This is a genomic window from Streptomyces tatrensis (genome assembly GCF_049310065.1).
Lineage (GTDB): Bacteria > Actinomycetota > Actinomycetes > Streptomycetales > Streptomycetaceae > Streptomyces.
Genome location: NZ_JBMDLB010000007.1, coordinates 1,949,070 through 1,961,117 on the forward strand (window position 1 = coordinate 1,949,070; position 12,048 = coordinate 1,961,117).

The 12,048-nt window shown below is 73.6% G+C and carries 10 protein-coding genes; 1 reads left to right on the forward strand and 9 read right to left on the reverse strand.

Annotated features, from left to right (window positions below; translation table 11 throughout):
• Positions 1–1,752, reverse strand: coding sequence for an ABC transporter substrate-binding protein (locus ACODT5_RS12325; protein WP_422519206.1), 1,752 nt, complete (start codon positions 1,750–1,752; stop codon positions 1–3).
• A 210-nt stretch (positions 1,753–1,962) separates the two neighbouring features.
• Between ACODT5_RS12325 and ACODT5_RS12330 the strand changes: the two genes are divergently transcribed.
• A complete protein-coding gene (locus tag ACODT5_RS12330; protein ID WP_422519207.1) occupies positions 1,963–3,585 on the forward strand; it encodes an AAA family ATPase in 1,623 nt (540 codons plus the stop codon).
• A gap of 62 nt (positions 3,586–3,647) precedes the next feature.
• On the opposite strand, the gene ACODT5_RS12335 is transcribed toward ACODT5_RS12330, so the two are convergent.
• The 8 genes from ACODT5_RS12335 to ACODT5_RS12370 all read right to left on the reverse strand — a co-directional run bounded on the left by ACODT5_RS12335 (position 3,648) and on the right by ACODT5_RS12370 (position 12,018).
• Positions 3,648–4,358, reverse strand: a complete 711-nt coding sequence (locus ACODT5_RS12335; protein ID WP_422519208.1) for a GntR family transcriptional regulator — start codon at positions 4,356–4,358, stop codon at positions 3,648–3,650.
• Positions 4,359–4,432: 74 nt separating this feature from the next.
• A complete protein-coding gene (locus ACODT5_RS12340; protein WP_422519638.1) occupies positions 4,433–5,365 on the reverse strand; it encodes an ornithine cyclodeaminase family protein in 933 nt (310 codons plus the stop codon).
• Between the two features lie 23 nt (positions 5,366–5,388).
• Complete coding sequence (locus tag ACODT5_RS12345) at positions 5,389–6,423, reverse strand: proline racemase family protein (RefSeq protein ID WP_422519209.1); 1,035 nt, start codon at positions 6,421–6,423, stop codon at positions 5,389–5,391.
• Positions 6,420–7,424 (reverse strand): proline racemase family protein, encoded by a 1,005-nt coding sequence (locus ACODT5_RS12350; RefSeq protein WP_422519210.1) that lies wholly within the window; start codon positions 7,422–7,424, stop codon positions 6,420–6,422. The genes ACODT5_RS12345 and ACODT5_RS12350 overlap by 4 nt, the downstream gene beginning before the upstream one ends.
• Before the next feature lie 27 nt (positions 7,425–7,451).
• On the reverse strand, positions 7,452–8,381 hold the full coding sequence (locus ACODT5_RS12355) for a dihydrodipicolinate synthase family protein (protein ID WP_422519211.1): 930 nt from the start codon (positions 8,379–8,381) through the stop codon (positions 7,452–7,454).
• An 87-nt stretch (positions 8,382–8,468) separates the two neighbouring features.
• A complete protein-coding gene (locus tag ACODT5_RS12360; RefSeq protein ID WP_422519212.1) occupies positions 8,469–9,890 on the reverse strand; it encodes an FAD/NAD(P)-dependent oxidoreductase in 1,422 nt (473 codons plus the stop codon).
• The gene (locus tag ACODT5_RS12365; RefSeq protein WP_422519213.1) at positions 9,871–10,206 is read right to left on the reverse strand and encodes a (2Fe-2S)-binding protein; all 336 of its coding nucleotides are present in this window, start codon (positions 10,204–10,206) and stop codon (positions 9,871–9,873) included. The genes ACODT5_RS12360 and ACODT5_RS12365 overlap by 20 nt, the downstream gene beginning before the upstream one ends.
• A gap of 654 nt (positions 10,207–10,860) precedes the next feature.
• Positions 10,861–12,018, reverse strand: a complete 1,158-nt coding sequence (locus ACODT5_RS12370; RefSeq protein WP_422519214.1) for an NAD(P)/FAD-dependent oxidoreductase — start codon at positions 12,016–12,018, stop codon at positions 10,861–10,863.
• Positions 12,019–12,048: the final 30 nt, after the last annotated feature.

Genomic DNA, 12,048 nt, shown 5'->3' on the forward strand with positions numbered 1-12,048 from the left:
TCAGCCCTGGCCCTGGCTCTTGGCCGGGTCCTTGAGGCCGATGGTGGCGTAGTCGAGCTGGCCGACCCAGACGGGGTGGCCGAAGGCGCCGGCGATGTTGGTGCCGACGAGCAGCGGCTTGCGCTCCAGCAGGACGGGGACGGCCGGGGACTTCTTCATGATCTCGGCGTCGAGGTCGATCCAGGCCTGGTTGGCCTCCTTGGCGTCGGCCATGGCGTTGATCTCGTCGATCCGCTTGATCGTCGCGTCGTCCTTGAACTGCGAGTAGTTGCCCGAGTTGCCCTTGGTCTTGATGGTGCGGCCGTCGAAGACGAAGGGGAGGAAGGTGGAGCCGGAGGGGTAGTCGGGGCACCAGCCGGACAGGACGAGGTCGGGGGCGGTGGTGGTGTCGCCGATGACGTCGTAGTAGGCGCCCGGGTCGACGGTGTCGATGACCACCTCGACGCCCGCGCGGGCCAGGCCCTGCTGGATGGCCTCGGCCTTGCCCTTGTCGCCGGTGGAGACGGCCAGGGAGACCTTCAGGGTCTCCTTGCCGGCGGCCTTGAGGAGCTCCTTGGCCTTGGCCGGGTCGCCGGAGGGCGCGATCTTCAGGGTGTCGGCCTGCTTGCCGCCGGAGAGGGCCGGCGGCAGGTAGGCGGTGGCGACCTCGTTGAGGGCCGGGCCGCCGCCCGCGGTGACCACGGCCTCCTTGTCGACGGCGTACTGCAGGGCCTCGCGGACCTTCGGGTCGTCGAAGGGGGCGCGGGAGTTGTTCATCTGGAGCATCTCGGTACAGCCCTGGGACTCGGCCAGCAGCCGCGACTTGATCTCCGGCTTGGGCAGCACCTTGGGGGCGCTCTCGGGCCGCATGTCGGACCACTGGACGGAGGAGGCGTCGGCGCCCTCCCCGGCGATGATCCGGTCGTCGATCTGGCCGCCCTTGAGGCCCATGACGACCACGAACTTGTCCGGGTAGGCCTTGCGGACGGTGTCGGTCTTGGCGTCCCAGTGCTCGTTGCGGACCAGGACCAGCTTCTTGTCGCGGTCGTAGGACTCGATCTTGTACGGGCCGGAGGAGAACGGGCGGGCGTCGTACTGCGTGCCCTTCTCCTGGGACTCGGGGACCGGCGCGAAGGTGGGCAGGGTCGCGGTCGCGGAGAACTCGGCGACGGGACGCTTCAGTTCGAAGACGATCGTGCGGTCGTCGGGGGTCTTGACGGAGTCGAGGTGCTTGCCCTGGAGCGGGCCCTTGTAGCCCTCGGCGCCGGCGAGGTACTGGGCCGCGTAGTCGGGGCCGCCGGTGAGGTCGGGGGCCATGGAGCGCTCGACGTTGTACTTGATGTCCTGCGCCTTGATGGGCGAGCCGTCCTCGTACTTCACGCCCTCCTTCAGGGTGAAGGTCCAGGTCTTGCCCCCGTTGGAGGGAGTGCCGAGGTCGGTGGCGAGGTCGGGGACGAGCTCGCTGCCGGCCTTGCCCGGCTCGGCCTTGAAGGTGACCAGGGTGCGGTAGAGGAGGCGGGTGCCGAAGTCCATCGTCGGCATGACCCAGTTGCGGGCGGGGTCGAGGTGGGAGAAGTCCTGGTTGGACAGGACGGTGATGGTCCCGCCCTTGACGGGGGTCCCGCCGAGGATCTTGCCGTCGTTGGCGGAGGCGGGGTTGGAGGCCCCGGCACCTGCGGCGGAGCCCTTCTTGGGGTCGGAGCAGCCCGAGGCGCCGAGTGCGAGTGCGGCCACCAGGGCGGTGGCGAGGGCGAGTTGGGTGCGCTTGGTCATGGGTCACTCCAGTGAAGGGCCGCGCTCTATGATGTGACCGGTAACATAGTAATGTGAAATTGTACTGACAAGGGGTTGGAGCGGCCGTTATCCAGCCGTGTCCAAATCCGGCCGGGCGGTGGAGCATGGGGGACGCCGCCCCGGCTGCTGCCGTACGGAGAGGCGCCCCTCCGACTGGCGCGCCGGGAAGGGGTCACCCCGAGCACCGCCTTGTGCGAAGCGTTCCTGGCGCGCGGCGAGGGCGAGGCACTCGCGCACGCCGAATCGCTGCCCCCTGCCGTCGCCGACCGACTCGCGGCTGACGCGGACCCGCGGGTGCGGGTCGCACGCGCGAAGGTTGAGGACGCCGCCGCCGGGCGACACGCCCTGTTCGCCGCCGACCCCGAAGCGGACGTACGGATCGCCCTCGCGGGTCGCGCCGATCTGTCGGCCGGCTCACTGGCCGCGCTGGCGGGCGACCCCGACGCCCGAGTGCGGCAGGCACTCGCCAAGGGGCGCGCGGAGCTGACCGGGGGCGTCCTGCGGGCTCTGCTCACCGACGCCGACCCGCAGGTGCGGGTGGCCGCCTGCAGGCACCGACCGCCCCGGGACCTGCACGCCGCCCTGCTGGCCGATCCGGCCACGCGCAAGCCCGTCGTACGCTTCCTCGACCTGGACGCGGACACTGCGGCCGCCCTGGCCGCCGACCCCGACGAGGAGGTGCGGGCCGAGGCCGCCGCCCACCCGCTGCTGCCGTTGCGGGTAAGGGACTTGCTGGCCCAGGACGCGAGTCCCGACGTGCGGGGCAAGGTCTTCGTCCGCGCGGACACCCCGCCGGAGCTCCGCGACGAGATCCACGCGGGGCTGACCGCCGGAGCCCGCCGGGCCGAGGAGGACTGGGAGAACGCGGAAGGGGACGACGTCCTCTGCGAACTCGTCCTCATCTTCCTGAAGATGGAGTCCTACCCCTGGGTCGCGACCGACCCCGTCCCGTACGTCGCCTCCCCTTACACGGGGCTGCGGCGCACGGCGGCCTGCAGCGAGCGACTGCCGGCCGAGCTGGTGCGCGGGATGCTCGACGACGAGGACCCGACGATCCGCATGATCGCTCTGGAGCGGACGCCCGACGTGGACCTCGCCACCGCCGAGGACATCGAACGGCGCCACGGAGGGTCGAAGTTCCTTGACCGGCCCGCGGATTACTTCATCTTTCCGCCCGAGGCGCTCCGCCGGTTCGCCGCCGACCCTGACGCCCGCATGCGCGTACTCGCGCTGCGCGACCCCGACTTGCCCGCCGCGCTGCTGGAGCGGCTGGCGGCGGACGGGGACCACACCGTCCGGCGGGCCGTCGCAGAGGACTCCCGGACGGCGCCAGGCACGCTGCTGCGCCTGCTCGGCGACGACTCGGAGTCCGTGGCCATGTCTGCCGCCGCCTCTCCCGACCTGCCGCTGGAGGCGATGCGCGCGGTGCTCGACCTGCTCGCCCGTGACGACGCCGCCAAGCGCGGGAGCGCCGTACTGCTGTGCGGGCCGTCCGCGTCGGGCAGGGACGCCCGCGCACGGGACCTCGCACGGCGCGGCTACTTCCGGCTGTCCCTGGACGACGATGTCCGCGAGCGGCTGGCGCGCGAGCCGGCCGAGCCGGGCACGGACGAGCACGACCGGCTACGGGCTCAGGTGCAGCGGGAGTTGTGGTGCGAGCTGGATCAGCTTCTGGAGGACCGGGAACCGGTCGTGATAGACCACGGCTTCCTGGACCGGCCCGCGTGGAAGCGGTACGAGGCCTTGTTCGAGAGCCACGGATACCGCTGCGAGGTCGTCCACATCGAGGCGGATGCGACCCCGCAGGGGTGACCCGGGCCGGCCGGAGGCGGGGGCCCGGGGCTACCCGGACCCGGGGCTACCCGGACCCGGGCCTAGAGGCCCGAGCCCAGGCGGCCCTTCGTGCGGCCCACCGGTTCGTCGCGGCCCTGGGCCCAGAGGGAGCGGACGTGGCCCAGGTGGCGGGTCATGCAGGCTTCGGCCGCCTCCGCGTCGCCGGTGAGCATCAGGTCCAGGAGCTCGATGTGTTCCTCGGCGGAGGAGACCAGCTTGCCGGCCTCGTCGAGGCCCGTGAGGCCGTACAGCCGGGAGCGCTTGCGCAGGTCGCCGACGGTTTCCACCAGGCGGTCGTTGCCCGAGAGGCCGAGGAGGGTGAGGTGGAAGCGGCGGTCGGCCTCCAGGTAGCCGATGAGGTTGTGCTCGCGCGCGCTGGTGACGATCTCCTGCGCGATGGGGCGCAGGGCCTCCAGGGCTTCGGGCGTGGCGATCTTCGTGATCCGGCCGATGGTCGGGACCTCGATCATCGTGCGCAGCTCGGTGTACTGGTCCAGATCGCGCTCGCTGACCTCCGTGATCCGGAAGCCCTTGTTGCGGACCGGTTCCACCAGGCCCTCGCGGGCCAGGTCGAGCATGGCCTCGCGCACCGGGGTGGCCGAGACGCCGAGCTCGGCCGCGAGGCCGGGGGCGGAGTAGACGCTCCCGGGGCGCAGTTCACCCGCTATCAGGGCTGCCCTCAGGGCGTGGCCGACCTGGTCGCGGAGCCGTTCCTGAGCCTTGATGAGGCTGTGCTGCTTCAGGTCACCCATTGCATTTCCTCCGAGACCGCTCACACCATCGGCGTGCGGAGGAACAGCGTACAATGTCACGTTGCGCTCGCTCCTCAGTGGACACCGCTCCCGGCGGCCTCGAACAGGGCCACCGCCACAGCCAGATCTTCCCAGGCCATGCCCACACTCTTGAAGAGCTGTGGAGAACTCGCCGCCCCCGGACCCGGCATCCGGCCCGCGACCAGGTCGGCCAGGGTGCCGCTGATATGACCGGCTCCGATGGCCCCTTCGGCCTCCGGCACCAGCAGGTCCCCCGCCTCACGCAGAGCCGCCGCACGCGACTCCACGTACACGGCCGCCCGCCGGACCAGCGCCGTGTCCACCTCGCGGGCGTCCGGCTCGTGCGAGCCGACCGCGACCACGGTGGCGCCCGGCGCGATCAGCCGCCCGTCGAAGAGGGGCTCGCGGGAGGTGGTGCAGCAGATCACCAGGTCGGCGTCGGCCACTTCCGCCGCCGCCCCCGGCCGGGCGGGAACGCCCAGCCCCCGCGCGTGCGCCGCCAGCTTCTCGGCGCCGGCGGCGCTGTCCGCGGACCCCGCACGGGCCACGACCACCACCTCCGCCAGCTGCCGCATCGCGTGCACCGCTTCGAGGTGCCCGTACGCCTGCGGCCCCGATCCGAAGATCAGCAGCCGCAGCGGCCGCCCGGCCGGGGCCAGGTGGCGCAGCGCCAGCGCCGAGACCGCCGGTGTGCGCAGGGTGGTCAGCGCCGCCCCGTCGAGCAGGGCGAGGGGGCGCAGGGTGGGGCCGTCCAGGAGGAGGTAGGACCCGGTGATCCGGGGCAGCCCGAGCGCCGGGTTCCCCGGGGCCACCCCGGCGATCTTCACGCCGGCGTAGGCCCCGGTGGCGGCCGGCATCAGCAGCAGCTCCCCGCCGCCGGGCACGGGCAGGGCGCTGCGCGGCGGGCAGGCCTCCGGGTCCAGCCCGGCCAGCAGAACGCCGGCCAGTGCGTCGGCGGCGCCGGCCGGGGTGAGCAGCCCGGCCATCTCGGCGCCCGACAGCTGGGGGATCACAACAGGAACCCGGTGCCGAGCGCGTCCTGCGGGTCGGCCGAGAAGAGGTGCTCACCGGTGCGGTACGCCGTACCGGTGACCTCCGTGACCACCCCGTCGGCCACCCGCGCGGCGACACGGCCGGTGAACACCGTGCCCACGACCGACTCGTGCAGCAGGTCCTCCCCGTCCCCGAGCCGCCCGTCCTCGGCCAGCAGCGCGAGCCGTGCCGAGGTGCCGGAACCGCAGGGAGAGCGGTCGATCTGCCCGTCGGCGAAGACGGTGACGTTGCGCTGGTGCGGCCCGAAGGGGGTGTCGGGGAGCTCCTCGTAGAGGGTCACCCCGTACACCCCGGAGAGCAGCGGCCCGTCCGGGTGCCAGGTCCCGGGGTGGGTGGCGAGGGCGGCCCGGATCTCCTTCCCGGCGCGCACGAGCTCGGGCAGGGAGGCCAGGGTCACGTCGAGGCCGAGGTCCCGGGCGGGCAGGGAGGCGTAGCAGGCACCGGCGTGCGCGATGTCCACCTCGGCCATGCCCAGGGTGGTGGCGACGGGCACCTTGCGGGCGCTGGTGCGGGCCGGGACGTTGCGGAAGGTGACCCCGGTGGTGCGGCCCCCGGTGCGGTGCACGGTCGCGGCGACCCGTCCCGAGGGCACGTCGATGCGCACCTGGACGTCTCCGTCGTCCGGGGCGGCGACCCGGCCGGTGTCCACGGCCCAGGCGCCCAGCGCCATGGTGCCGTGGCCGCATGCGGTGGAGTAGCCGTCCTTGTGCCAGAACAGCACCCCGAAGTGGGCCCCGTCGTCGTCGGGCGGGACCACGAAGCCCCCGTACATCCCCGCGTGCCCGCGCGGCTCCTGCACGAGGAGCCGCCGTACGTCGTCCAGGGCGCCGCGCCGGGGGGCCGTGCCCGATCCCCCCGGTCCGATGGCGGTGGCGCAGCGCTCGGCGACGGTGTCCCCGGGCACGGGCGGGGCGCCGCCGGTGGTGAGATCGACGATGCGGAAGGGCTCGCCGGCGGTGTGGTAGTCCACGGTTCGTACGACGGCGGTCACAGGAGGAACCCTCCGGGGAACGGGTCGGACGGGTCGAGGAAGTACTGGGCCGTGCCGGTGATCCAGGCCCGGCCGGTCACGGTGGGCACGAGGGCCGGCCGGCCGCCGACCGTGGTCTCGGCTACGAGGCGGCCGGTGAACTCGGTGCCGATGAAGGACTCGTTGACGAAGTCCGTGTCCAGCGCCAGCTGCCCCCGGGCGTGCAGCTGCGCCATGCGGGCGCTGGTTCCCGTACCGCACGGCGAGCGGTCGAACCAGCCGGGGTGGATGGCCATCGCGTGCCGGGAGCGGCGGGCGTCGGAGCCGGGGGCGGCGAGGTAGACGTGCTTGACCCCGGCGATGGAGGGGTTCTCGGGGTGGACGGGCCGGTCCGGGGAGGCGTTGATCGCCTCCATGACGCCCAGGCCGGCGGCGAGCAGGTCGTCCCCGCGCTCCCGGTCGAAGGGCAGGCCCAGCGCGTCGAGTTCGACGAAGGCGTAGAAGTTGCCGCCGTAGGCGAGGTCGTAGGTGACCGTGCCGTATCCGGGGACCTCGGCCTTGAGGTCGAGGCCGACGCAGAAGGCCGGGACGTTGGTGAAGGTGGCGGCGGTGGCCGCCCCGTCCTCGACGCGGACGGCCACGCTGACGAGCCCGGCCGGGGTGTCGAGCCGGACGGTGGTGACCGGCTCGACGACGGGGACCATGCCGGTCTCCACCAGGACGGTGGCGACCCCGATGGTGCCGTGCCCGCACATGGGGAGCAGGCCCGACACCTCGATGTAGAGGACGCCGAAGTCGGCGTCGGGGCGGGTCGGGGGCTGCAGGATGGCGCCGCTCATCGCGGAGTGGCCGCGCGGCTCGTACATGAGCAGGGTCCGGAGGTGGTCCAGGTGCTCGATGAAGTGGAGCCGCTTGTCGGCCATGGTGGCGCCGGGGATCACCCCGACTCCCCCGGTGATCACCCGGGTGGGCATGCCCTCGGTGTGCGAGTCCACCGCGTGGTAGACGTTTCGAGTGCGCATCAAGTCCCCCTAGGACTTCGGACTGGGTTAGTTGAGGCCCTCGGCGAGCGCCTTCTCGGTGGCGGCGCGGACGCCGGCCTCGATGTCGCCGGTGAGCGGGAAGCGCGGCGGGCGGGTCGGACCGCCGGGGCGGCCGGCCAGGTCCATGGAGAGCTTGATGGCCTGGACGAACTCGGTCTTGGAGTCCCAGCGCAGCAGGGAGTGCAAGGACTTGTAGAGCGGCAGGGCGGTGTCGAGGTCTCCCGCGACGGCGGCGCGGTAGAGGGTGGAGCAGGCCTGCGGGAGCGCGTTGGGGTAACCGGCGATCCAGCCGACCGCACCGGCCAGGGCCAGCTCGAGCAGCACGTCATCGGCGCCGATCAGCAGATCGAGCCCCGGGGCCAGTTCGGCGATCTCATAAGCCCGCCGCACGTCGCCGCTGAACTCCTTGACGGCGACGATGGAGCCGTCGGCGTGCAGCCGGGCCAGCAGGGCCGGGACGAGGTCCACCTTGGTGTCGATGGGGTTGTTGTACGCCACCACGGGCACGCCGACGCGGGCGACCTCGGCGTAGTGGGCGCGCACGGTGTCCGCGTCGGCCCGGAAGGCGTTCGGCGGCAGCAGGAGTACGGATCCACAGCCGGCCTCGGCGGCCTGCTCGGCCCAGCGGCGGGATTCGGCGCTGCCGTAGGCGGCGACTCCCGGCATCACGCGGGCACCGTCGCCGGCGGCCTCGACGGCGGTGCGGACCACGGCGGCACGCTCCTCGTCGGTGAGGGTCTGGTACTCGCCGAGGGAGCCGTTGGGGACGACGCCGTCGCAGCCGTTGGCGATCAGCCAGGCCACGTGTTCGGCGTAGGCGTCGTGGTCGACGCTCAGGTCTTCCCGCAGGGGCAGGGTGGTGGCGACCATGATGCCGTGCCAAGGGCGGGTACGGGTGTCCGCAGCGGCGGGCGCGGGGGTGTGCGCGTGGGTCATGAGAGTGCTCCCTAGGGTGATGTGTGACATTTTACTAGTGGGTGTGACCTGGCCACAAGAGGTGCGGCCGCCCTGTCGGTGGTCCCGTCAGGGAAGTTCGGGGGAAAGCGGTTCCGCGGGGAGTGCGGCGAGGTGCCGGAGCGGAACCGGGCAGGACAGCGGCCTGCGGTCGGGGGCGGGATCGGTCCCGGCGAGGGCGGCGACGGCCGGCCCGCACATCCGGCCCTGACACCAGCCCATCCCTGCCCGGGTGAGGAGTTTGACCGTACGGGCGTCCCGCGCCCCCAGGTCTTCGACGGCCTCCCGGATCCGGCCCGCCGGGACCTCCTCGCACCGGCACACGTCGGTGTCCTCCCGCAGCCAGCCGGTCCAGCCGGGGCCCGGGCGGTGGGCGCCGGCCATCGCGGCGGCGAACGCGCGCAGCCTCGTACGCGTACGCACGAGCCGCACCGGAACCGGCCGCCCCGCGACCGAATGGGCGGCGATCTCACCCTCGACCAGGGCCAGCTGAGCTCCCCCGATTCCGCCGGTCTCCCCCGCGGACCAGACCCCGGGGACCGAGGTGCGCTGCTCCGCGTCCAGTTCCAGGGCGACGGTGGCGTCCGGGCTCGGGAGGGTCGCGCAGCCGAGACCGGTGGCCAGCTCCAACTGCGGCACCAGTCCGTGGCCGACGGCCACGGCGTCGCAGGGGATGCGGCGGGCGGTGCCGGGGACCGGGCGCCAGTCCCGGTCGAGGCGGGCCACGGTGACGGCCTCGACCCGGTCGGCGCCGTGGGCCTCGGTGACGGCGTGCCGGGTGAGCAGGCGCACCCCGTGGCGAAGCAGCGCCCCGCCGTACGTGGCGCCTTCGGCGAGCTTGCCGGGGTTGCGGAGCAGGGCGGGGACGTGGTGCGCGTAGCCGGTGTACGCGGCGGCCTCCACGACAGCGGGCACCCGCGCTCCGGCGGCGGCGAGCGAGCCGGCCACGGCGAGCAGCAGCGGCCCGCTCCCGGCAACGACGACCCGGCTGCCGGGGAGGACGAGCCCGCCCTTGAGCATGGCCTGCGCCCCGCCGGCCCCGACGACCCCGGGCAGGGTCCAGCCGGGGAAGGGGAGCTGGCGCTCGTAGGCACCGGTGGCGATCAGGACGGCGCGGGCCCGGACCGTGGCGGGCGCCTCGTCGGGCCCGGCGACGGCGTGCAGGGTCCAGGCGGGGCCACCGCCTTCCGGGATCACCGTCCAGACGTGGTGGTACGGCAGGTACGTGACCCGGCCGGCCGACACATGGGCCCGCAGGGCGGCTTCGCGCGAGGCGAAGTCCGCCCATCCGTGATGCAGGGCCTCGGGACGGGCCGCGCCGAGTCCGGGCGCGGGGTGGCGGTAGTACTGCCCGCCGGGGCGCTCCCCCGCGTCGAGCAGGACGACGCGCAGGCCCAGGCCGGCGGCCATGACCGCGGCGGCGAGGCCGGCGGGGCCGGCGCCGACGACGGCGAGGTCGGCGGCCCGGGAGTCAGACGGCGAGGTCGTCACGGCCGGTCCCTTCCTGGGTGGTGACGTGGTCGCCCGGGCGGGCGGGGACGAGGCACGCACGCTGGTTCGGGCGGCCGTTGACGGTGACGAGGCAGTCGTAGCAGCTGCCGATGCCGCAGAACGCTCCGCGGGGGGCGGAGGTTTCGCGGGTGGTGCGCCAGGCGAGGATGCCGGCGGACCAGAGGACGGCGGCGATGCTCTGGCCGGACTGGGCCGGCAGTTCGCGGTCGTCGAAGCGGAGGCTCCAGCTTTCCATCGGGGTCCCGCCCACCAGATCGCGGGGCGACCTCCGCCGCCCCCTCGTAGCTCCGCTCATCGCTTCCGTCCTCCTCGTTCCTGTAACTCGGTACACGTTCCGCACCACGGTTGCCCTACGGGGCAAAGCCCCCACAGCACCCCTTGCCGCTGCGCGGGGCAAAGTCCCCGCTGCGACCCGTGCCGCTGCGCGGGGCGGAGTCCCCGACCCGCCCTTCCACCGTTCCCAGGGCCGGCCCTGACCCGGTCCTCAAACGCCGGACGGGCTGAAAGAACCTGGGGCTCCGCCCCAGACCCCGGTCCTCAAACGCCGGACGGCTAAAAGATCAAACCCCGGCGGCTGAAGAGCCCCCGCGCGCCAAACACCCGAGCCTGAAAGCCCCACCACCGGCGGGGCTGGATTCTCGCCCGGTCGGGCACGTTGGTGGCGGCGCCGGGCCGGGGACGGGGGCGGGGTGGGGTGTCGGACTGGACGTAAAGCGTGATTTGTGGCGCGGGAACAGGCCGCGCCTTGTCGGAGTAGAGCAGGGGGCGCCTAAATCATGCAGTCCAGGCCGACACCCCACCCCGCCCCCGGCACCGGCCCACCCGCAGCCCCGCCCCGCAACCACCCGCACGTACAAACCGACCCCCACCACACCCCAGCCCCGCCGGCGTTTGAGGCGCAGGGGTCCGGGGACTGGTCCCCGGGAGCGGTGCCGCACCCGGTCACCCCTCATCGCGGGGCCTCCGCGAAACGGGCCGGCGCGAAGGGCGCCGGGTCCAGGACAGGGGCCTCCCCCGTCAGGAACCCCGCGATCAGCGCCCCCGTCCCCGGCGCCAGCCCGATCCCCGCCCCCTCGTGCCCACAGGCATGGAACAGCCCCGGCACCCGCGGGTCCGGCCCGATCGCCGGAAGATGGTCCGGCAGGTACGGCCGGAAGCCGTGATAGGTCCGCAGCACGCGCACGTCGGCCAGGACCGGGAAGAGAGCAGCCGTCTGCGCCGCCAGCCGCCGCAGCGCCTCCGTCGACAGCGACCGGTCGAAGCCCACCCGTTCACGCGTGGCGCCGATCAGGACCGGCCCCGCCGGAGTGCCCTCGACCACCGCCGAGGACTGCAGCGACGCCGACCCGCTCGCGACGTCCGCGATGTAGTCCGCGGCGTAGACCTTGTGCCGCACCACCCTCGGCAGCGGCTCCGTCACCAGGACGAACCCCCGCCGGGGCAGCACCGGAAGGCCGACTCCGGCCAGCTCGGCCACCGCTGCGCCCCAGGTGCCGGCCGCGTTGAGCACGGCCGGGGCGAGGAGGTCGCGGCGGGCCGTACGGACGCCGCGCAGCTCGCCCGCCGGGCCGCGGAGCAGCTCCGTGACCTCTTCCCCGAGGTGGACCTCCACGCCCGGCGCCGCCGCCAGCAGCCGCGCCGCGGCCTGGGCCGGCTGGACCTGGGCGTCCTGCGGGTAGAAGAAGCCGCCCGCCAGGTCCGGCGCGAGGTGGGGCTCCAGTTCGCGCAGCTCCCCCGCTCCCACCTCGACCGCGTCGACCCCGGCCGCCCGCTGGCCGTCCGCGAAGCCCCTCAAAGCCTTCACCGTGGCCTCGGACGCGGCGACGACCAGGCCGCCCTTGGCCTCGTACTCGATCTCCCTCGGGAGTTCGAGCGCGAGCTCGCGCCAGAGCCGGGCCGACAGCAGCGCGAGGTCCAGCTCGGGGCCGGCCTCCTTGTCGGAGACGAGGAGGTTGCCTTCGCCGGCGCCGGTGGTGCCGCCGGCGACCGGGCCGCGGTCGACGACGGCCACGCGGAGTCCGGCGCGCGCCGCGTAGTACGCGCACGCGGCTCCGACGACGCCGGCGCCGATGATCACGAGGTCCGGGGACGGGGAATGTCTGGGCACGGCAGTAATATGTCACATATCTCTGAGAGG